Annotated in this window: 19 protein-coding genes and 1 pseudogene; 14 read left to right on the top strand and 6 right to left on the bottom strand. The window is 73.1% G+C overall.

Annotation, left to right across the window (positions count from 1 at the left end; genetic code table 11):
* The first annotated feature begins 38 nt into the window (after positions 1 to 38).
* The 9 genes and pseudogenes from ACFYZL_RS20140 (at position 39) to ACFYZL_RS20100 (ending at position 10821) form a co-directional block, all read left to right on the top strand.
* Entirely contained in the window at positions 39 to 1175 is a 1137-nt protein-coding gene (locus ACFYZL_RS20140) for a gala protein (RefSeq protein ID WP_388680532.1), read from the top strand.
* Entirely contained in the window at positions 1172 to 2860 is a 1689-nt protein-coding gene (locus ACFYZL_RS20135) for an ankyrin repeat domain-containing protein (RefSeq protein ID WP_384747106.1), read from the top strand. The genes ACFYZL_RS20140 and ACFYZL_RS20135 overlap by 4 nt, the downstream gene beginning before the upstream one ends.
* Positions 2857 to 4074: an AAA family ATPase gene (locus tag ACFYZL_RS20130; RefSeq protein WP_388680529.1), complete on the top strand. Its 1218-nt coding sequence runs from the start codon at positions 2857 to 2859 to the stop codon at positions 4072 to 4074. Before ACFYZL_RS20135 ends, ACFYZL_RS20130 begins: the two co-directional genes overlap by 4 nt.
* 13 nt (positions 4075 to 4087) lie before the next feature.
* Positions 4088 to 5272 (top strand): VWA-like domain-containing protein, encoded by a 1185-nt coding sequence (locus tag ACFYZL_RS20125; protein ID WP_388680527.1) that lies wholly within the window; start codon positions 4088 to 4090, stop codon positions 5270 to 5272.
* Between the two features lie 18 nt (positions 5273 to 5290).
* Complete coding sequence (locus ACFYZL_RS20120) at positions 5291 to 6319, top strand: aminoglycoside phosphotransferase family protein (RefSeq protein WP_388680524.1); 1029 nt, start codon at positions 5291 to 5293, stop codon at positions 6317 to 6319.
* Between the two features lie 80 nt (positions 6320 to 6399).
* On the top strand, positions 6400 to 6717 hold the full coding sequence (locus ACFYZL_RS20115) for an NIPSNAP family protein (RefSeq protein WP_384747114.1): 318 nt from the start codon (positions 6400 to 6402) through the stop codon (positions 6715 to 6717).
* 177 nt (positions 6718 to 6894) lie between these two features.
* Complete coding sequence (locus tag ACFYZL_RS20110; RefSeq protein WP_388680521.1) at positions 6895 to 8133, top strand: GNAT family N-acetyltransferase; 1239 nt, start codon at positions 6895 to 6897, stop codon at positions 8131 to 8133.
* Between the two features lie 144 nt (positions 8134 to 8277).
* A pseudogene (locus tag ACFYZL_RS20105) lies at positions 8278 to 9252 on the top strand (glycosyl hydrolase); the annotation flags it as partial.
* A 195-nt stretch (positions 9253 to 9447) separates the two neighbouring features.
* The gene (locus ACFYZL_RS20100; RefSeq protein WP_384747118.1) at positions 9448 to 10821 is read left to right on the top strand and encodes an FAD-dependent oxidoreductase; all 1374 of its coding nucleotides are present in this window, start codon (positions 9448 to 9450) and stop codon (positions 10819 to 10821) included.
* On the opposite strand, the gene ACFYZL_RS20095 is transcribed toward ACFYZL_RS20100, so the two are convergent.
* The 3 genes from ACFYZL_RS20095 to ACFYZL_RS20085 form a co-directional block, all read right to left on the bottom strand.
* Entirely contained in the window at positions 10808 to 11650 is an 843-nt protein-coding gene (locus ACFYZL_RS20095) for an alpha/beta fold hydrolase (protein ID WP_384747120.1), read from the bottom strand. The two genes, ACFYZL_RS20100 and ACFYZL_RS20095, sit on opposite strands and share 14 nt — an antisense overlap.
* On the bottom strand, positions 11647 to 12240 hold the full coding sequence (locus tag ACFYZL_RS20090) for a TetR/AcrR family transcriptional regulator (RefSeq protein ID WP_384747122.1): 594 nt from the start codon (positions 12238 to 12240) through the stop codon (positions 11647 to 11649). Before ACFYZL_RS20090 ends, ACFYZL_RS20095 begins: the two co-directional genes overlap by 4 nt.
* A 113-nt stretch (positions 12241 to 12353) precedes the next feature.
* The gene (locus ACFYZL_RS20085; RefSeq protein ID WP_388680516.1) at positions 12354 to 14015 is read right to left on the bottom strand and encodes a serine/threonine-protein kinase; all 1662 of its coding nucleotides are present in this window, start codon (positions 14013 to 14015) and stop codon (positions 12354 to 12356) included.
* Positions 14016 to 14225: 210 nt separating this feature from the next.
* On the opposite strand from ACFYZL_RS20085, the gene ACFYZL_RS20080 reads away from it, so the two are divergent.
* Positions 14226 to 14720, top strand: a complete 495-nt coding sequence (locus ACFYZL_RS20080) for a hypothetical protein (protein WP_384747126.1) — start codon at positions 14226 to 14228, stop codon at positions 14718 to 14720.
* Between the two features lie 19 nt (positions 14721 to 14739).
* Here ACFYZL_RS20080 and ACFYZL_RS20075 read toward each other — a convergent pair whose 3' ends face one another.
* On the bottom strand, positions 14740 to 15930 hold the full coding sequence (locus tag ACFYZL_RS20075) for a cytochrome P450 (RefSeq protein WP_384747128.1): 1191 nt from the start codon (positions 15928 to 15930) through the stop codon (positions 14740 to 14742).
* Between the two features lie 187 nt (positions 15931 to 16117).
* Positions 16118 to 16624, bottom strand: a complete 507-nt coding sequence (locus ACFYZL_RS20070; protein ID WP_384747130.1) for a DinB family protein — start codon at positions 16622 to 16624, stop codon at positions 16118 to 16120.
* Positions 16625 to 16898: 274 nt separating this feature from the next.
* On the opposite strand from ACFYZL_RS20070, the gene ACFYZL_RS20065 reads away from it, so the two are divergent.
* The 4 genes from ACFYZL_RS20065 (at position 16899) to ACFYZL_RS20050 (ending at position 20226) form a co-directional block, all read left to right on the top strand.
* On the top strand, positions 16899 to 17417 hold the full coding sequence (locus ACFYZL_RS20065) for a hypothetical protein (RefSeq protein WP_384747132.1): 519 nt from the start codon (positions 16899 to 16901) through the stop codon (positions 17415 to 17417).
* A 95-nt stretch (positions 17418 to 17512) separates the two neighbouring features.
* Positions 17513 to 18361, top strand: coding sequence for a DUF4097 domain-containing protein (locus ACFYZL_RS20060; RefSeq protein WP_388680511.1), 849 nt, complete (start codon positions 17513 to 17515; stop codon positions 18359 to 18361).
* A gap of 75 nt (positions 18362 to 18436) precedes the next feature.
* Positions 18437 to 19438 carry an ATP-binding cassette domain-containing protein gene (locus tag ACFYZL_RS20055; RefSeq protein WP_384747136.1) on the top strand — a complete coding sequence of 334 codons (1002 nt, stop codon included), beginning with the start codon at positions 18437 to 18439 and terminating at the stop codon, positions 19436 to 19438.
* Positions 19435 to 20226, top strand: coding sequence for an ABC transporter permease (locus tag ACFYZL_RS20050; RefSeq protein ID WP_384747138.1), 792 nt, complete (start codon positions 19435 to 19437; stop codon positions 20224 to 20226). The genes ACFYZL_RS20055 and ACFYZL_RS20050 overlap by 4 nt, the downstream gene beginning before the upstream one ends.
* Here the strand turns inward: ACFYZL_RS20050 and ACFYZL_RS20045 are convergent.
* Positions 20207 to 20830: a TetR/AcrR family transcriptional regulator gene (locus ACFYZL_RS20045; protein WP_384747140.1), complete on the bottom strand. Its 624-nt coding sequence runs from the start codon at positions 20828 to 20830 to the stop codon at positions 20207 to 20209. The two genes, ACFYZL_RS20050 and ACFYZL_RS20045, sit on opposite strands and share 20 nt — an antisense overlap.
* Between the last annotated feature and the right edge of the window lie 107 nt (positions 20831 to 20937).

Here is a 20937-nt window from a genome sequence, read left to right as displayed (position 1 = left end):
GGACGCCGGGCACCGGCGAAGGAACCGGTGGAGTGGTGATGACACAGCCGACACCCGTACGTTGCCCGGCGATCGAGCACCCCGACATGCCACCGGCCGACCCGGCCGGCCTCGACCCGCTGATCGCCCGGCTCGCCGCGGACCGGCCCGTCGAGACCGACGAGACCTTCCCGCTCGGAACGCTGCGCGCCGACGGCCGGGTCGACCTCTGCAAGCAGGGGCTCGGACCGGAGGGCGCGGCCCGGCTGCTGCCGGTCGCGGCCGCCTCCGCCCACGCCACCCACCTGCTCCTGGGGACCAACGCCATCGGCGACGCGGGCGCCCGCACCGTGGCCGGGACCCTCACCCCCGGCCACGGCCTGCACACCCTGTACCTCGGCTGCAACCGGATCGGTCCCGACGGGGTGGACGCCCTCGCCGGCGCCCTCGCCGACGACACCACCGTCCGCGCCCTGTGGCTCAAGCGCAACCCGCTCCACGCGGACGGTGCCCGCACCCTGGCCGCGCTGCTGCGCCGCAACACCGCCCTGCGCACCCTCGACCTGGTCAACACCGGGATCGGCACCGACGGCGTACGCCTCCTGCTCGACGCCCTGTTGGACCGCGGGCAGCCCCTGGAGCGACTCTTCCTCGGCGGCAACGGACTCGGCCCCGACGCCGCCCCGCTGCTCGCCGCCCTGATCCGGGAAGCCGGCGTGCGCGAGCTGTACGTCCCGGCCAACCACCTCGGCGACGAGGGCGCCGCGGCGCTCGCCTCCGCCGCCGGCGACTCCGCGAGCCCGGTCCGCCTCGGACTCGGCGGCAACGGCATCGGCGCCGCCGGAGCGCGCTCCCTGGCCGCCTCCCTCGGCGGCATCGAAGCCCTCGACCTCGGCCGGACCATGTCCGAGCGCAGCCTCGGGGCTCCCGGCAACGAACCCGGCGACGAGGGCGCGTACGCCCTGGCCGCCGCCCTCCCGGGCAGTCCCCTGCGCCGCCTGGAGCTGCGCCACACCGGCCTGACCGGACGCGGCGCGAAGAGCCTGCTCGCCGCGGTGCCCGCCGACAGCCCCCTGGAGTACGTGGGCCTGGGGCCCGGCCTGCCCCGCCGCGTGAAGCGCTCCTTCACCGAACGGCTCCGCCCCGCCCGGGCCGCCCACCCGGACCTGCGCGCGATCGGCAGCGTGTACCGGTGAGCGTCGAACTGTCCGGCGGTTTCGGGTCGGAGGACGGAGCGGCATGGCAGCGGATCCGCCGCTACGCCGTGCCCGGCTGGATGATCGAGCGGGCGACGGCGCACCGGACGGCCGGCGACTGGCGGGAGGCCTGCGCGGCCGCCGCCGTGGACGTCCTGTTCGACCCGGCCGAGTTGGAGGCCCGCCACGGCGCCGCCGTCGCCGAGGCCATGGCCGAGGACCTGCGCCACTTCGCCCCGGACCTGCTGCGCTGGCACCTGCCCCGTTACCTGGGCGGCCGCACCACCCTCACCACGGACCTGCGCGTCGTGCTCGCCTCCTACGGCGGCCCGGACGGACCGACCCTGTCGGTCACCACCCCCCTGCTGACGGAGGGCTCGCAGCGGCTGCAGCTGCACTGCGAGCCGCTGCTCGTCGCCGAGAAGCGCAACTCGTACACGGGGCAGGGCTTCGTCCGGGAGCACTGGAACGCGGTCCGGCCGTTCTGGGACGCCCGGTGCGCCTCCGACCTGGGCGCGCACTTCGCCGTCCCGGAGGGCCTCGCCGAGCGGATCGCCCGGCTGCGCGCCGACGGGGAAACCGTCGAGGCCTACGCGGCCGCCGGCATCGAGTGCGACCTCACCGATCCCCCCGCGCCGCCGTACGGGCGCCCGGACGACGCGAAGACCACCTTCGCTCGGCTGTCCCTCGACCTCTCCCGGCTCGCACCGGAAGTGACGCGGCTCGTGGCGGCCGGAGCGGGTGACCGGTTCCGGATCCCGACCGGCTGGTACTCCCACCTCCTGCTGGAGCACGCCGGTCCGGACCGGCTCCGGGCCCGCATCATCGACCGGACGGAGGCGCTCCCCGTCCCGCCCATGCCCCGGTACGCCTTCCAGCCGCTGCCGGACGTCGAACTGGTACGCGCCGGCCGGATCACCCCGCGCGAGCTGCACCCACTGGTGGCCGCCGCGCTGTTCCCCGACGCCGGCCCCGCCGAGGGCCCGGCCGGCCCGGACGCGGGCGGACCGGTACGGGTGCGCTGCCAGGGCGTGTGGCACGAGGTGCGCTCGCGCGACGGCGTGCTCGACGTGCCGCACACCCCGGAGGAGCAGCAGCGCGAGCGCGCCATGCGGGCGTTCGGCGGCGCGGTCTCCGGGTGCTTCGCCGTGCAGCAGACCTGGGCCACGGGCGAAGGGCGGCTGCCCCGGGCCCTGCAGGCCCAGCGGCGTGAACTCTTCCTGCGCGTGCAGCACGGCGACACCCCCGGTGTGACGGCCCTGCTGGACGCGGGCGTGGACCCCCGGATCCGGGACGCCCGCGGCCGCGGGCTGCTGCACTCCCTCCACCTGCTCGACCACGAGGTGCTGCTCCCCCGGCTGCTGAAGGCCGGACTCGACCTGGAGGCACGGGACACGAACCGGCGCACGCCGTTGCTGTCCGCCGTGCACTGGGGCGGTTCGGCGGATCTGGTCAGGGCCCTGGTGGCGGCCGGCTCCCGGATCGACGTCACCGAGGAGATGGACCTCTCGCTGTCGCAGGAGATCCGCCGCTACAAGCGCAAGGACCTCGCCTTCCTGGGGGAGCGCGTCGACGCGGAGTTCCCGGACATCGGCGCCGACTGGTTCGACGAGCACATGGAGTACCGCGAGGAAGACGAGGAAGACGAAGACCCGGACGAGGACGACGAGGACGACGACGCATGAGCGCGACCCGGTCGCAGGGACAGCCGCAGCCCCGGCCCTCCGGGGCCCTGGCCGCCGCCGACGCCCTGGGGGCCCGGCTGGGCACCACCCGCACCGAGCCCGCCGCCAACCCCCAACTGGAGGCGCTGGCACTGGCAGTGACGGCCAATCAGCCCGTCCTGCTGTGGGGTGAGCCCGGAATCGGCAAGTCCGCCGGCATGGAGCAGCTCGCCACCGCGCTCGGCGTGCGGCTGGAGACCGTCATCGCCAGCGTCCACGAGCCCTCCGACTTCTCCGGACTGCCCATCGTCGGCGACGACCCCGCCACCACCGGTGTCCCCATGGCCCCGCCGGACTGGGCCGTGCGCCTCGCCCGTACCGGCCACGGGCTGCTGTTCTTCGACGAGTTGTCCTCCGCCCCGCCGGCCGTACAGGCGGCCCTGCTGCGCGTGGTCCTGGAGCGCCGGGTCGGCAGCCTCGAACTCCCGGCCGCGGTACGGATCGTCGCCGCGGCCAACCCGCCCGCCAGCGCCGCCGACGGCTGGCACCTCAGCCCGCCGCTCGCCAACCGCTTCGTCCACCTCGACTGGACGCACGACCCGCGCACGGTGGCCCGCGGCATGGCCGGCGCCTGGCCCGAGGTGGCGATCCCGGCCGTGGATCCCGCCAAGGCCTCGGGCGCGGTGGCCCGGGCCCGCGGCGTCGTCTCCGGCTTCCTCACCGCCCGGCCGGGCCTGGTCCACCACATGCCGGCCGACGCCTCCGGGCGAGGCCGCGGCTGGCCCTCCCCGCGTACGTGGGAGATGGCCCTGCGACTGCTGGCCACGGGGTACGCGGCCTCCACGGGCCGGGAGGCGCTGGCCGCCGCGCTCACCGGGGCCGTGGGCGAGGCCGCGGGGATCGAGCTGCTCTCGTACCTCGAACACCTCGACCTGCCCGACCCGGACCGGGTGCTGGCCGACCCGGACGCCTTCGCCCTGCCCGAGCGCGGCGACCGGCAGCTGGCCTTCCTGATCGCGGTGGTCGCCGCCGTGCAGAGCGAACTGACGCGCCCCCGTTGGGAGGCGGGCTGGGCGGTGCTGGCCAAGGCCGTGGACGCGGGCGTGCCCGATGTCGCCGCCCGCGCCGCCGCCGACCTGGCGGCGATGCGCGACCTGGACTGGCCGGTGCCCGCCGGGATCGACGCCTTCGTGGAGCTGCTCCAGCTGTCCGGCTCGCTGCCGGGCGGGAACTGAGCGCGGGTCCGCCGTGCGCCCGGAGCTGGACCGCGCGAAGCTGCTGGCGGCCCGTTACAAGGCCGCCGAGTCGCGCCCGTACCTCGCCTCGGCCCTGTACGCGCTGACCGTGGTCCCCTCGGAGGGCGTGCGCACGATGGGCGTCGACCGGCACTGGCGCTGCTACGTCTCGCCCGCCTTCGTCGAGGAGACCCCGGTCGTAGAGCTGGCCGGGGTGTGGATCCACGAGGTGGCGCACCTGCTGCGCGACCACCACGGCCGCGCCGAGCGGCTGCCCGCCGCCGACCAGCGCGACCGGGTCCGGGTCAACATCGCGCAGGACTGCGAGATCAACGACGACCTGCTGGCCGACGGGCTGTCGCTGCCCGAGAGCCGCGTGGAGCCCAGGCACTACGGCCTGCCCACGGGCGGCCTGTTCGAGAGCTACCTGCCGGCGATCCCGCCGACCCCGCACGGGCCCGACTGCGGCTCCGGGGCGCACGGCGTCCCCGGCCCGTGGGAGCTGGGCGAGGACGGCGGCCCCGCCCGGGTCGGCTCCGTGGAGGCGGAGGCACTGCGCCGGCAGACCGCGCAGGCCGTACGGGCCCACCAGCGCACCCGGGGCCGGATCCCCGCGGGTTGGACCCGGTGGGCGGAGGAACTGCTGGAGCCCACCGTGGACTGGCGCGAGGTGCTGTCCGGGGCGGTCCGCGAGGCCGCCGCCTGGGCGGCCGGCGCGGTGGACTACACGTACCGGCGCCCCTCGCGCCGCACTCCCGCTCTCGGCGGCCGGGTGGTGCTGCCCAGCCTGCGCAGGCCGCTGCCCCGGGTGGCGGTCATCATCGACACCTCGGGCTCGATGGGCCCCGACGACCTCGCTGCCGCGCTCGCCGAAGTCACCGGTGTCCTGCGGGAGGTGGGCGTCGGCGGCAATCGGGTCGCGGTCCTCGCCTGCGACGCCGACGTACACGCCGTGACCCGGGTACGCAGCGCCGGCGAGGTGACCCTGGCGGGCGGCGGGGGCACGGACATGCGGGTCGGCATCGAAGCGGCGCTGGCCCTGCCCGACCGGCCGAACGTCGTGATCGTGCTGACCGACGGGTACACCCCGTGGCCGGACGAGACGCTGTCCTGCCGCCTGATCGCCGCGCTCGTCGGGGAGGATCCGCCCGCGCCCCCGGCCTGGGTGGAGGCGGTACGCGTCGACCTCTCCGCGTGAGGGTGGCAGCATGCACCCATGTGGTCACGACTGACGTTCGCGGACGCGTTACGGGCCGAGCTGGGACCACCCCGGCGGGCCCGCAGACTGGGCAGCAGCCCTCGCTCGCGGGTATGGCGCGTCGAACTGCCGCAGGCCCCGGCGGTGGTGAAGCAGATCGTGGACGGACCCGACGCCGACGAGAGGTACGCACGCGAGGTGGCCGCCCTGCGGCTCGCCGCCCGGGCCGAAACCCCGGTGGTGCCGGCGCTGTTGGCCACCGATCCGGCCGAGCGGGTGCTGGTGCTGGAACATCTGGACCACCGGCGCCCGGCCGGCGACTGGATCGTCGACCACGCGGCCGCACTGGCACGGCTGCACGCCGCGGCCGGTCCGGCGGACGCCGGCGTGCTTCCCCGGTGGCGGGGTCCGGACCGGACCGACGTCGACGCCTTCCTCGGACTGGCAACGGCTCTCGGAGTCCCTGACGTGCCCGGGGTCGCCGAGGAGCTCGCCGACCTGGTGGGCCGGCTCGGCGAGGCGTCCGGGCACGCGCTCCTCCACGGGGATCCGTGCCCCGGGAACGACCTCCACACGGCCGGGGGCATCAGGTTCGTCGACTTCGAGCAGGCGTCCTTGGGCAGCGGCCTGATGGAGTTGGCCTACCTGCGCATCGGCTTCCCCACCTGCTGGTGCGTCACCTCGGCGTCCGAGGCGCTGCTGGATCGGGCGGAGCACGCCTACCGCACCGCGTGGCGCGCCGCGACCGGTTCCGAGGTCCGGGACGGTCTCACCGACGCGTGCGCCGGCTGGCTGCTCCGCGGCGACGCGCTGGTCGAACGGGCGCACCGTCAGGGCGTCGACCACCTGGCCCGGATTCCGCGGCAGGACTGGAAGTGGGGTACGGCGACGGCCCGGCAACGGCTGGTCCACCGGCTCGGAGTCGTCAGCCGCATGACCGCCGACCACCCTTCCCTGGGACGGGCGAGCGTCCTCACCGGCGCCATGCGCACCCGCATGCTGGACCGCTGGCCCGCACTCCGGCCGGTACCGGCCCGGCGGCCCTAGGCCTCTTCCGGATCTCGAGTGTCCGTGATCGGTACCCTCTCCCCTTGCCGTGTGACGCTGGTCAGGCATCATGTCGTCCCATGATCACCGTTCACCTGAAGTACGAGATCGATCCCGACCGCATAGAGGACTTCGAGGAGTACGGCCGCCGGTGGGTCGCTCTCGTGGCCCGGTTCGGGGGCACGCACCACGGCTACTTCCTGCCCAGCGAGGGCGACAGCGACATCGCGTACGCACTCTTCTCCTTCCCCAGCCTTGCCGTCTACGAGCAGTACCGCGCAGACAGCGCGCACGACCCCGAGTGCCAGGAGGCGTTCGAGTTGGCTCGTCGGACTCGATGCATTCGCCGGTACGAACGTCGCTTCCTTCGGCCCCTCGACCCGACGCCGCAGCCCTAGGGGGCGATCAAAACCGCCGGTCAATGCCACTCCGGGCGCGGCGGCGGCGGCCTCACCGTCCGCGTCGAACTGCCCGCCGTCGGGTAATTCGGTTGACCCGGCCGGGGGGCGGCGTTGGACTGTGGCGGGGCACCGCGAACGGTGGTGTCGGCATCCGGGAAGGCAGCGGCGGCGCAGATGCAGATCCGTAACACGAGCGACCAGGAATTCGACCTCTTCGTCGGCACGATGCTCGCCGCGTTCGGGCTGTACCCGCAGCCGCCGGTCGACGGCGGCGGGCACTGGTGGTCGGCGCTCGAAATGGACCGGTGCCTGTTCGCGGTGACGGAGGACGGGAAGCCCGTCGGCACCGCCGGTGCGTACTCCTTCGAGCTCACCCTGCCCGGTGGGAACCTCGTACCGGTCTCCGGGGTGACCGCCGTCGGCGTCCTGCCCTCCCACCGGCGGCAGGGCGTGCTCAGCGCGCTGATGCGGCATCAGCTCGCCGAGCTGCGCGCCCGCGGGGAGTTCCTCTCCGTGCTGCTGGCCTCCGAGGCACTGATCTACCGCAGGTTCGGCTACGGACCGGCGACGTACACGGCGGGGCTGACCGTGCCGCGCCACCGGTCGGCCCTCGCCCTCCCCCGGGCGGGCGCGGGGCAGGGCGACCGGGACGCGGGCGCGGCGACCGGTTCGATCGAGGTGGTGCGCAGCACCGACTGCGGAGAGGTCCTCGAAGAGGTCTACGACCGGTACCGCCGCGCGCAGCCCGGTGCGCTGTCCCGTCCGCACCGCTGGTGGTCCCTGCGCGCGGGACAGCCCCCGATCTCCCCCGCGCCGCGTTACGTCGCGGTCCACCGGGACGCCGACGGCGTCCCGGACGGGTACGCCGGCTACACGATCGAGCCCGGGGCGTCGAGGACCATGAAGGTCGACGAGATCATCGCCGCCGACGACGCCGTCCACACGGCCCTGGCCCGGTTCCTGCTGGAGCACGACCTCGTCCACCAGGTGTCCTTCAAGCACGTCCCGACCGATCATCCGCTGCGTTGGCAGTTCGAGGACTTCCGGGGCGGCGAGGTGACGGGAGTCGGCGACTGGCTCTGGGTGCGGCTGCTGGACGTGCCCGGCGCGCTGACCGCGCGCGGCTGGTTCGCGGACGGTGAGATCGTCCTCGACGTCGAGGACCGGTTCCTCGCCGAGCGCGGCCGCCACCTGCTGACCGTCCGCGACGGCAAGGCCGACTGCGTCCCGACGGACCGGGAACCCGACCTGTCCCTGGACGTGAGCGACCTGGCCTCGGTCTACCTCGGCGGCACCGCCCCGAGCACCCTCGTGCGCGCCGGACACATCAGGGCCCACCACGCGGGCGCGGCCGCCCTCGCCGACGCCCTGTTCCGGACCGAGCGTTCCCCGCACTGCCTGCACTGGTTCTGACCGGCGGGCTTCGCCCGACCGGGCCAAGGCGGGGCGGCCGGCTGCCGCGAACGGCCCAGTAGGGGGGCACCGGACGGGCCGGGGGCGGGCGGGCCGGCTAACGTCGCGGCAGGAACATCGGTCCGCGAAGCGTGTGGAGGCACCATGTCCCGTCGGGGCCGCCGGCTGGTGCGCGCCTGTACGAGTACCCTCGCCGTCGGCCTGCTCATGACCGGGTGCCAGGCGACGCGGCCGCGCGAGGGTTCGGGCGGCAGCCCCGGCACCGAGGTGGCGGTGGGCGCCTACCTCCACTACGGCTCGCCCGGCGTCGAGAGGATGCAGGAGTTCTCGCGCTGGCTCGGGGGTAGGGAGCTGCGCGCCGGGCACACCTACCTGCCCGGCGACACCTGGGCCAACATCGAGGGGGCGCCCGATTCGCTGCGCGCCTGGGCGCAGTGGCGCAGGGCCCGGGCCGATCGGCTGTTCGTCCTGAACGTGCCGATGCTGGAGCGCAACGAGGCGGGCGTCCCCGACGGCCGCGTCGCCGAGCTGATCCGTTCCGGCGCGCGGGGCGAGTACGACCACCACTTCCGGCGGCTGGCCGAGCGTCTGGTCGCGCTCGGGGTGCCGGACACGGTTGTCGTGCTCGGCTGGGAGATGAACGGCTTCAACTACACCCACCGCTGCCGGCCCGATCCCGACAACTGGAAGCGGTACTGGCGGCGCATCGTGGGCGCGATGCGTTCGGTACGGGGTCAGCGGTTCCGTTTCGACTTCGCCCCCAACCGCGGCGGTGACGCGATCGCGTGGACCCGGTGCTACCCGGGCGACGACGTGGTCGACGTCGTCGGCATGGACAGCTACGACCAACCGCCGGGCGACGACTTCGACGACCAGGTCCGCCAGCCGCTCGGGCTCCAGGAGCAGGTCGATTTCGCGAAGGCGCACCGCAAGCGGATCTCGTACCCCGAGTGGGGGCTGTTCCGCAACGGCGACAACCCCGAGTACGTGCGGCGCATGCTGGCCTGGATCGCCGAGCACGAACCGCTGTACCACAGCATCACCGACTACTGCCCGCACGGCGTGTGGCAGTGCGGCGCGAACCCGGAATCCGCCCGGGTGTACCGGGAGTCGCTGTCCCCGCGGCGCTGATCCCGCGGGGTCACCTGGCCTTCAGGTCTTCGGACAGGCTCCAACCGCACCGTGCGGGCGGGCTCGCGAGGGCCAAAGGCCCAACTGACCGGTTATCGGGCGCCTGTTACCGGCAAGCGGTCGCCAACCGGAGATCATCGGTTGCTAGGATCGTCTCGCAACACGACGCGAAGAGGAGTTCGAGTGGCGCGGGTTGCGATCATCGGTGGCGGTATCAGCGGGCTGGCAACGGCGCTCATGCTCGGTCGACGGGGCCATCTGGTCACGTTGTTCGAGCAGGACGCGCGGCAGGCCGGAGACCACCTGGACGAGGACTTCTACCACTGGAAGCGGACCCGGGTTCCGCAGGCCGTCCAGCCTCATTCCTTCCTCGCGCCCGTACGCACCGTACTGCGCACCGAAACCCCCGACGTCTACGAGGACCTGCTGGCGCGGGGCGCCCGGGAGTACCACGACTTCGACTGGTTCGGCGAGCACCCGCCGCACCGGGCCGGCGACGAGGACCTGGTGACCCTGCGCACCCGCCGGATCGTGCTGGAGGCCGCCCTGACGGCTGCCGTGCGGCGGGAAGCCTCCGTCGACGTGCGTCGCGGCGCCCCGGTGCGCGGCCTCGCTTTCGAGGACGGACACCCTCCCCGGGTCACCGGCGTGCGGGTGGGCACGGAAACGCACCCGGCGGATCTCGTCGTCGACGCGTCGGGGCGGCGCTCGCCGGTGCCGGCCTGGCTGACCGCGGCCGGCTGTCGCCCGCCCGTGGTCGAGAGCCACCGCACCGGGATCGCGTACCTGTGCCGCTGGTACCGCCTGCGCGCCGACGGTCCGCGTGACCCGGGGCGGGTGAAGACCGGTTCGGACGCGCCCTACGCGCTCGCCGGCGTCTTTCCTTCCGACAACGACACCTTCGCCCTGCACCTCGTGCTCTCCACGGGTGACCCGACCCGCGGCGCGCTCACCGATCCCGCGGTGTTCGAGGCCGCCGCCCGCCTCTTCCCCGCCACCGCTGCCTGGCTCGACCTGGACCCCGAACCGCGTTCCGCCGTCCTGGCGATGGCCGGCCTGGACAACCGCTGGACGTCCCTCACCGACGATGACGGTCCTGTGGTCGCCGGCCTGGTCAACGCCGGTGACAGCCTCGTCCACACCAATCCCACCCTCGGCCACGGCGTGGCCCTCGGCCTGTACGCCGCCCAGCACCTCGCCACTCATGTCGACGAGATCGTCGCGGACCCCGCCGACTACCACTCCTGGGCGACACGGGCGCTGCGCCCGTGGTTCGACGCGCAGGTGAAAGCCGATCACGCCGCCGGACGACGCCTCGCCGAGAGCACACCGCCCTCGGACCGGCGGGCCGCCGCGCGGGCCGTCTGTGCCTTCGAGGACCCGGTCGTCATGCGAGCCCGGGCCCAGGTCCGCCACCTCCTGCGGCCCGCCGACGACGCCTACGGCGCGGACGAGGTGCACGGGCGCGTCACGGCCTGGCTGGCCGCCCGCCCCGACTTCTCGCCGACGTACGACGGCCCGACCCGCGACCGGTGGGACGCGCTCATCGCGGGCTGAACGCCTTGCGCAGGAGTTCCGCGAACTCGACCGGGTGGGTGGTCAGGCCGGTGTGCCCGCCGGGGAAGTGGAGGAGTTCGCTGCCCAGCCGCTCGGCCAGCAATGCGGCCGGGCGGTAGGGCAGTTCGCCGCGCGAGTCCCGGCCGCAGGCGAGCACGAGCCGGTCCGACAGTGCCGCGAGCCGGTCGGTGTCCGGGGCGTAGGACATGAAGGCCGGCACGATGCGGCCGACGAAGTAGGGCAGGTTGGCCATCGTCCGCTCGGCCCGGGCCGCCGCCTGCGGTGGCAGGGTGACCTCGGCCTTCGGCCGGGCGGTGGTGTCACCGTCCTTCTTCAGGCCTTCGGCGAACACGGCCATCGCGGGCATGAGTCCCTCCGCGTGGAACGTCGCCTTCACGCGCGCGATGAGCGCCCGGTGTTCGGCCGCGTCCGGGAGGACCTCGACGACCGGCGGCTCGTGTGCCACGAGCAGTTCGAGGCGTTCGGGGTGTGCGGTGAGCAGGTGCAGGCCGGCGATCGCGCCCGAGCTGGAGCCGAACACGCGCGCGGGTCGGCCGGGCGACAGCAAGTCCAGTATCCGCAGGGCGTCGTCGGCGTGTTCGGCCACGCGCTGTTCGGCCTCGGGGTCGTCCAGCGTGCTGTCGGACATGCCGCGCGGGTCGTAGGTCGCGACGGTGTGGTCGGCGGCCAGGACGTCGGCGATCGCGTCGAAGGAGGCCGCGCCGCCCGACCCTCCGGGGATCAGCAGCAGGAGCGGGCCGCTGCCCCGCACTTCGTAGTGGAGGGTCGCGCCGTTCACGCGCAGGCGGCCGGTGGTCGGGGAGGTCATGCGGAGTCTCCTTCTCGGGACGGGGGCCAGTGCTCGAGGAGGGCGTGCAGGGCGTCGAGGGTGCGGACCCAGGTCTGCTGGGGCGTGCGCTCGTGCGCGAAGCCGCCCGCGGCCTCCAGGGCGACGAACCCGTGGAACGTGCTGCGCAGCAACCGGACGGCGTCGGTCAGGTCGGGCTCGGCGAGTCCGTAGCCGCGCAGCATGCCGTAGGTCAGCTCGACCGCCCGCCGCGGTCCGGGGGCGTCGGCCGCGAGCCCGGGGTCGATCCGGATCGGGGTCTGCGTCGCCGTGTAGCGGCCCGGATGCGCGTGGGCGTACTCCCGCCAGGCGTCGGCGAACGCGACCAGCGCGTCCTTCCCCGCCAGCCCGGAGGTCGCCTCGGCGATGCGGATGGTCTTCTCGTCCGCCGCCAGCAGGGCGATCCGTCCGCGCAGGTCCTCCAGGCCGCGGACGTGCGCGTAGAGGCTCGCGTCCTTCACGCCGAGCCGGCGAGCCACCTGTGACATGGTCACCCGCTCGAGTCCGACCTCGTCCGCCAGCTCGGCGCCCGCGATCGTCACCCGCTCCGCCGTCAGCCCTGCCCGCGCCATGCGCCCTCCTCGTGATCCTAGGGCCCCTAGTTTGAACCTAGGGACCCTAGGAAGGCAACGCGATATTCCGTTGGCGGTCTCGTACGGGCGGTCCCGTGCGGGCGGGCCGTGGTTCAGGGGTGGCGGGTCAGCGAGGAGGGAGCGCCGACCGACTGCGCTCCCTCCGACTCGAGCGTCAGGCGGTCCGGTTCCGCCAGGCTCAGTACGTACAGGTTTCCCTGGGGGCAGTCGAAGGTGGCCCCGCGGTCGGTCGGGTGGCTGGTCACCGCCGCGAAGACGGCGGTGTCGCGGCCGACCTGGCGCAGTTCTAGGGCTTCCGTGCATCCGAGGTTCCGGCCGGTGGAGACCTCCTTGACGTCGCTGACCTGCTTGCCCACGAGTTCGCCCACCGCGCCCGCGCGCAGGGTGACGGTGACGTCGAACCGCCCCGTCCGCGCACGCGAGATGCCGTCCGCCTCCGGCGTCCCGGGCCCGGCGCCGGACCATGTGCCGACCCACGAGTCCGGCAGTGCCGCCGCGGAGTTCGACTGCGCGCCGGGCTTCGCCCCCGGCTGCGCGGACGATGTCGAGACGGGCGGGGTGGTGGAGGCCGTGGCCCTGCCTCCGTCGCCTCCTCCCGCGTACCGGATCGCGAGCGCGACGGCCGTCGCCAGGACCACGGCGCCGGCGGCCGCACCGATCGCCAGGGACCGGCGGGAGACCGGGCCGCCGGCGCCCCGTGGAACGGCGGGAGCGGTGGACGAGGCCGCGGGCCCGAAGGGAGCGGGCCCGGGCGGGGACTGCGGCGGGGTCGGGAGCGGGGCCGGGAGGGGGGACGGGGAGACCGGCGGCGTACCGATACCGGCGGGGGGCCGCAGGGGCGCCCGCGATGCGTCGAGGAGTTGCCGCAGTTCGGCCTCCCGGCGGCCGACGTCCGCCACCAGCGCCGCCGGCATCACGCCGGTCCACTCCTCCTCTTCCGCCGGTTCGCCGAGCAGCGCCCGTACGTCCTCGGCGGTCGGGCGCCGTTCCGGATCCTTCGCCAGGCACCGCCCGAGCAGCGGCAGCAGCGGTTCCGGCACGCCGTCGAGGAGGGGCTCGTCGTGCACGATCCGGTACAGGAGGGCCGGCAGGTCGAGCTCTTCGCCGTGCGCCAGGAACGGACTGCGGCCGGTGGCCGCGTACACGAGGACGGCGGCCAGGGAGAAGACGTCCGCCGGCGCCGATGCCACGGCGCCCGTCGCCTGCTCGGGCGAAAGGTAGCCGGGCGTGCCGATGACCGCGCCCGTCTGCGTGTGGCGCGGGTCGCGCACCGCCCGGGCGATGCCGAAGTCGATGAGGAAGGGCCGCTCCGGACCGAGCAGCACGTTGGCCGGCTTGATGTCGCGGTGGACCACCCCGGTCGCGCGTACGGTGACCAGCGCGGCCGCCAGCTCCCGGGCGAGGCGCTCCACGGCGGGCGCGGCGAGGGGACCGTACCGGTGCACCCAGTCCCCCAGCGTGGGCGCGGCGACGTACTCCGTCGCCAGCCACTGCGGCGATTCTCCCGGCGGGCTGAAATCCACCACGGAGACCGTCCACGGACCGCGCACCCGGTCATTGGTGGCTATCTCGCGGGCGAACCGGTCGGCGAAGTCGGGCTCCAGGCTCAGTTCCCGGTGCACGGTCTTCAGGGCCAGGGCCCGCCCCGATGCCGTCCGGGCCAGGAACACCTCGCCCATGCCTCCCGAGCCGAGGCGCGCCAGCAGGCGGTACCCCCCGATCTCCGGCGGATCGCCTGGCCGCAGAACCTCCACCAACTCCCCCGTTCCCCCTGCACACTTGTGGACCCGCGGTGCACGGTCCACCCGGTGGCCACCCTAAGGGACGGGCCTGCGGGTCGGAGCGCGGGCGGGCCCCGCGCCGCCCCGCACGGGCGGGCCCGGGGGTCCCAGCGGGTGCGGGGTCCGCGGGGATGAGGGAAGCTGGGAAGGCCGCTACACCGACGGCGGGGAGGCAGGACTTCCGTGAACGCATCCGCAGCCGACCGCCCCGCGCGCGCATCCCGGCGCAGGGTGCGGACGGCCACCTTGCTGTGCACGACGGCGGCGCTGGCCGCCGCGATGATCCCGGTCTCGGCGCACTCCGCCGGCCGGGCGACCGCCCACCCGGCGGATCCGGCGGCTCCGGTCGTGGTCGTGGACTGTTCGTCCCAGCCGCAGATCCGCCCCGAGGAGTACCTCCTGGCCTGCGGCGACGGGAACAACCGCCTCGTCGGGCTGCGCTGGGACAGCTGGGGCGCGAAGACCGCGACCGCCACCGGCGTCGACATGGTGAACGACTGCCGCCCCTACTGCGCCGCCGGCCGTTTCCGCCCGTACCCGGTGTCGGTGACCCTGAGCAATCCGCAGGTCTGGCCGGAGAACCCCGGCCTCCAGCGCTACTCCACTATCCGGCTCGTGTACACGGACACCTCGCCCGCCCCCGTCGCCAAGGACGTGACGTACAAGCTCGTGTACTGACACGGCGGCCGGCGTCGCGTCACACGTCCCAGGTGACCGGCAGTCTCTTCACTCCGTGAATGTCCGCGGATTCCGGGCGCACGGCGACTTCCTCGGCCGGTACGGCGAGACGCAGCGTGGGGAAACGGCTCAGGAGCGCGGTGAGGGCGACCCGCATCTCGACGCGGGCCAGTTGCGCGCCCAGGCACAGGTGGATCCCGTGGCCGAAGGCCAGGTGTCCGCCGTCCTCCCTCCGCAGGTCGAGCTCGTGGGGCTCGGCGAACCGCTCCGGGTCGCGGTTGGCGGTGTTGTACGACAGGACGACCGTGGTGCCCGCCTCGATGGTCTGGCCGCCCACCTCGACGTCCTCCAGCGCCGTCCTCATGAACGACTTGGCGACGCTCAGGTACCGCAGCAGTTCCTCCACCGCCGGGTCGATGAGCTTGGGATCGTCGCGCAGCGCGGCCAGTTGCTCCGGGTTCTGCAGCAGCGCGAAGACCCCGAGGGACAGCATGTTGGCGGTGGTGTCGAAACCGGCCGCGAGCAGGATCAGGGCGATCCCCTTCAGCTCCTCGTCGGTCAGGTCGCCGTCGGTGAGTTCGCTGAGCACGTCGTCGGTGGGGTTCGCGCGCTTGGCGGCCACGAGCTGCGCGAGGTACTCCTGGGTGGCGGTGTAGGCCGCCAGCAGGTCCTCGTCGTTCGTCTCCCCGTTCATGAACTTGTCGATCTGCTCCTGGAAGGAGGCACGGTCCTCGTACGGCACCCCGAGCAGTTCGCAGATGATGATGGTGGGGATGGGCTTGGCGAACGCGGTCACCAGGTCCGCCTCCGGCCCGGCCTGCTCCATGGCGTCCAGGCAGTCGGCGGTGATCTGCTCGATGCGCTCGGTGAGCAGTCGCATCCGCCGCGCGGTGAACTTGCCCACGAGCGGCTTGCGGTAGCGCCCGTGCTGCGGGTCGTCCATGAGCAGGAACTCACCGGGCGGGGCGGGGGGTATCTCGAAGTCGACCACGTTCAGGAGCTCTTTGCGCGAGCTGAACCGCGGGTCGGCCAGGACCGACCTGACCAGGTCGTATCCGGTGATCAGCCAGCCCGGCTTGCCGCCGGGGTGGGTGTGGCGGCTGATGGGGCCGTGCCGACGGGCCTCGACGAGCTCGGCCGGCGGGTCGAACGGACAGCCGGGCCGGCGCTCCGTCGGCATCGTCGTGACGGTGTGGACGGATTCACTCATGACCATTCCTCATCTCGCGACAGCACTCGTTTGACTCGATTCGAAAGCTACGTTGCATTCAGAATTCGGTCAATCAGTCGAGAGACGTTTTCGCAGGTCAGTGCAGGGAAATCAATGCAATGGATTGAATTTGAATGCAATGACGCCGTTGCAATGGGTGCGCGTGAAGGCACCGACCCCGCGCGACCTACGAGCCGGTCGTACCGTCGAGCATCTCGCGCAGGATGTCGAGGTGGCCGTTGTGTCGGGCCGTCTCCTCGGTGAGATGGAGGAGGATCCAGCGCAGGTCCACGCGAAGGCCGCCGCGGACGGCTCGCCGCGCCTGCTCGTCCAGCGCCCGCCCGGCGACCAACTCGCGGTATCGGGCGCTCTGTTCAGCGTATTCGTCGAGCAGCCGCGGGAGCGGGAAGTCGACGCCGACGCGCATCTCCCGGTCGGGGTCCTCCTCGGTCCAGGGGCCCTGGTCCTCCTCGCCCAGGAAGACCACCTGGAACCAGAAGTACTCGACCCATCGGAGGTGGTTGATCAACCCGCTCACGGTCATGAGCGGCGAGCCGGGCAGGAGCGACCTGCGTGCGTCGTCGGCGGAGATGCCGTCGCACTTGGCGCGGGCGGTGTCACGCGCGTAGTCGAGGAACGTGGTGAGCTGGGTGCGCTCGTCCCACGCGGGCGGAGTGTCATCGATTCTGGTCATCGCGCGAAGCGTTCCCGATCATGGGACCCGTGTCGAGGCATTTATCGACGGCGCGGCATGGCGCTGCGTGGCACCGCGCGGCACCATCTGGCATCACCTGGCATCACCTGGCATCACGCGCCCTTGCGGGATCCCCACGCACACGCACGGGATCACAGCGGTCGCGCCGGCCACACATACGTTTCGCCTGGTCACAGCCGTTTCGGCAACCGCCGGCACAAAACCGCTCCTTCGGTGTTTGCGCATGGCGCCATAGTGGCACCATACTGGTGTCATGGATCTCACGCCGTATGTCAACAACCTCCGCCGCGAACTCGCGGTGGCCGCCGAAGCCGGCGGCGACGCAGCCCGCGAGCTGGCAGAGCGGCTCACCGCCCCCCTGGAGTCGGCGACCCGTCTGACCATGCTCAACGTGCTGTCCGCCGCGATGGACGAGATCACCCGTGAGCTCGCCCCCGGCTCGGTCGACGTACGGCTGCGCGGGCTCGACCCCGACTTCGTCGTGACGCTGCCGCCCGCCGACAGCGGCCCCGTCGAAGTCACCCTCCCGCCCGTCGAACCGCCCCTGGCGCCGGCGGTCTCCGACGGCGACGAGGGCGGTACCGCCCGCATCAACCTGCGCCTGCCGGCCCATCTCAAGGCGCGCGCCGAGGAGAGCGCGAGCCGTGAGGGCCTGTCGGTCAACGCGTGGCTGGTGCGAGCCGTGTCGTCCGCGGTCGAGGGCGGCGCCCGGCCGCGCGCGACGGAGAAGAGCCGCACCGTCGGACAGAGCTTCACGGGCTGGGTGCGCTAGCCGGCCGAACAGCCCGGGCCCTCACCCAGACCCCTTCACCCACACCACGTCCCACCAGCGGGGACGTCCTGTAGACCCAAGAGGACGGGACAGCCATGCCTTCGTACGACACCCCCGAACCGGTCTCGGCCACGGCGCACGTGGAGGCCGGTTCCATCCAGTTCACCCCGACCGACCGAACCGACACCGTCGTCGAGGTGCGGCCCCGAGACCCCAAGAAGGACCGGGACGTGCGGACGGCCGACCAGACCGAGGTCTCGTACGCGAACGGCGAACTGACCGTCAGGACGCCCAAGTCCAACCTGCTCGGCCTCGGGCGCACCGGCAGCGTCGACGTCACGGTCGAACTGCCGACGGGTTCGAGCGTCGACATGACCGGCGCCTGGGCCCAGGTCGTCGGCGAGGGCCGGCTCGGCGAGGTCCGCGTGAAGACCTCCACCGGCGACGTCCGCCTCGACACGACCGGACCGCTGAGGCTGGTCACGTCGCACGGCTCCATCAGCGTCGACCGGATCGAGGGCGCCGCCGAGATCACCACCAGCTCCGGAAGCCTGCGCGTCGGCGTCGTCGACGGCTCCGCGGTCCTCAAGAACTCGCACGGCAGCACGACCGTCGGCGCCGCGACCGGCGAGCTGCGCGTGAGCGGCGCCAACGGAGACATCGAGATCCGGCGCGCCGGCGGCCCCGTCACGGCCACCACCGCCCACGGCACCCTGCGCGTGGGCGAAGTGTCCCGTGGAACCGTCCAGTTGGAGACCTCCTACGGTTCCATCGAGGTCGGAGTCCGCGAGGGAACGGCCGCCTGGCTCGACGCCAGTTCGGGCGCCGGACAGGTCCGCAACTCTCTCACCCCGTCCGAGGGGCCGGCCGAGACCGAGGACACCGTCCAGGTCCGCGCCCGCACCCGGTACGGCAACATCGACGTCCGCCGCGCCAAGGACTGACCCCGCGCGATCCGGCGCCGACCCACTCGCCCACCCACTCCCCCAGCCGCTCCAGCCTTCGAACGGGAGGACCACATGCCTTCTTCTGTCATGCCCACGCCCAGGCGAGAGGGTGACGCCCCGCCGCCCGCCGCCGTCTCCGCGGTCGGCCTGCGCAAGTCGTATGGCGACAAGACCGTCCTCGACGGCATCGATCTGCACATCCCGGCCGGATCCGTGTTCGCCCTGCTCGGGCCCAACGGAGCCGGCAAGACCACCGTCGTGAAGATCCTGTCCACCCTCATCGGCGCCGACGGCGGGCAGGCACAGGTCGCGGGCCACGACATCGCCGCGTCGCCGGACGGAGTACGTGCGGCGATCGGTGTGACCGGTCAGTTCTCCGCGGTCGACGGGCTGATCACCGGCGAGGAGAACATGCTCCTCATGGCGGACCTGCACCACCTGTCCAAGCGCGAAGGACGGAAGGTCAGCGCCGCGCTGCTGGAGCGGTTCGACCTCGTCGAGACCGCGAAGAAGCCGGCCTCCACCTACTCCGGCGGCATGAAGCGGCGCCTGGACATCGCCATGACGCTGGTCGGGAACCCGCGGATCATCTTCCTCGACGAGCCGACCACCGGCCTCGACCCGCGCTCCCGCCACACCATGTGGCAGATCATCCGCGAGCTGGTGGCGGACGGGGTGACGGTCTTCCTCACCACCCAGTACCTGGAGGAGGCCGACGAGCTCGCCGACCGGATCGCCCTCCTCAACGACGGCAGGATCGCCGCCCAGGGCACCGCCGACGAACTCAAGCGGCTGATCCCCGGCGGACACGTACGCCTCCGGTTCTCCGACCCGGCCGCCTACCGCACCGCCGCCCTCGCCCTCCACGACGCCGCCCGCGACGACGAGGCGCTCGCGCTCCAGATCCCGAGCGACGGCAGCCAGCGCGCACTGCGCACCGTCCTCGACCGGCTCGACTCCGCCGGCATCGAGGCCGACGAACTCACCGTGCACACCCCCGACCTCGACGACGTGTTCTTCGCCCTCATCGGCACCGCCGGTGTCCCCGACCAGCCCAAGGAGGATGTCCGATGAGCTCCCTCACCCTCGCCGTGCGCGACTCGTCCACGATGCTGAGGCGCAATCTGCTGCACGCGCGGCGCTACCCGTCCCTGACCCTGAACCTGCTGCTCACACCGGTGATGCTGCTCCTGCTCTTCGTCTACGTCTTCGGCGATGTGATGAGCGCCGGCATCGGGGACGGCGGGGCCGACCGGTCCGCGTACCTGGCGTACCTCGTCCCGGGCATCCTGTTGCTGACCATCGGCGGCACCACGATCGGCAGCGCGGTGTCCGTCTCCAACGACATGACCGAGGGCATCATCGCCCGCTTCCGCACCATGGCGATCCATCGCGGGTCGGTGCTCATCGGGCACGTCGTCGGCAGCGTCGTGCAGTGCGTGGCGAGCGTGGTCCTCGTCGGCGCCGTCGCCGTGGCCATCGGCTTCCGGGCCACGGACGCGACGGCCCTGGAATGGCTCGCGGCGGTGGGCCTGTTGACGCTCGTCTCCCTGGCGCTCACCTGGATCGCCGTCGGCATGGGCCTGGCCGGTCCGAACGCCGAGGCCGCGAGCAACAACGCGATGCCACTGATGATCCTGCCGCTCCTCTCCAGCGCCTTCGTGCCCGTCGACGCGATGCCGGGCTGGTTCCGGCCGTTCGCGGAGTACCAGCCCTTCACCCCGGCGATCGAGACCCTGCGGGGGCTGCTGCTGGGCAGCGAGATCGGCAACAACGGGTGGCTCGCCGTCGCCTGGTGCGCGGGCCTGACCGCGCTCGGCTACCTGTGGTCCACGTCCCTGTTCAACCGCGACCCGAAGTAGCGCGAGGGCTCTCGTGGCGCGGGCCGACACCATGGAGGAGGGTGTCGACGATCCTGGTCGCGAGGGCGTCGGGCTCGTTCTCCGGATCGCCTGCCGTCGCATCGCCACCGCCGTGCAGGGCTTCACCGATGAGAGCGTAGAAGACCCGGCGCACCCACTCCAGGTCGGCGTCCGGGGCGATGACACCCTCCTGTCGGAGTCGACCGAGCAGATCGACGCACCGGTGGGCGATCTCCTCGTGCGTCCGCGCGGCCTGCTCGCTCTGCGCCAGGGCCGGCCCGAGGGCGAAGCCCCACGCGCCCTTGACCCGTAGCACGTTGGCGGTGGCGCGGTGCAGTGCGACCAGAGGTGGAGCGGTCTCGGGATGACCGTCCTCGATGGCCTCGGCGAGTTTCGAGGCCGCCTCTGCCGCCAGGGCATCGACCAGGGCCTGCCGGTTGGCGAACCGCCGGTGGACGGTGGTCCGTGTCAGGCCCGCCGCCTCCGCGACCTGTTCCATCGACGCGGCCGGGTTCTCGGCCAGTACACGCTCCGCGGCCGCCAGGATCGCGCGGACGCTGCGTTCGGCGTCGGCCCGCAGCGGGCGGCGCGCCGTCTTGCTCATCTCGTACCTCCAGCCCTGTCGTTACAGGGAGACGTTACAGCCGGGGCACGGGTCGCTCGTTAACTGACACACTCGTGTTGCAGATTGTGCAATATCGGCTACTCTCA

The sequence above is a fragment of the Streptomyces sp. NPDC001717 genome (assembly GCF_042892775.1).
Lineage (GTDB): Bacteria > Actinomycetota > Actinomycetes > Streptomycetales > Streptomycetaceae > Streptomyces.
The sequence above is the reverse complement of the archived record's forward strand: the minus strand, read 5'-3'. Positions and strand labels throughout refer to the sequence as shown.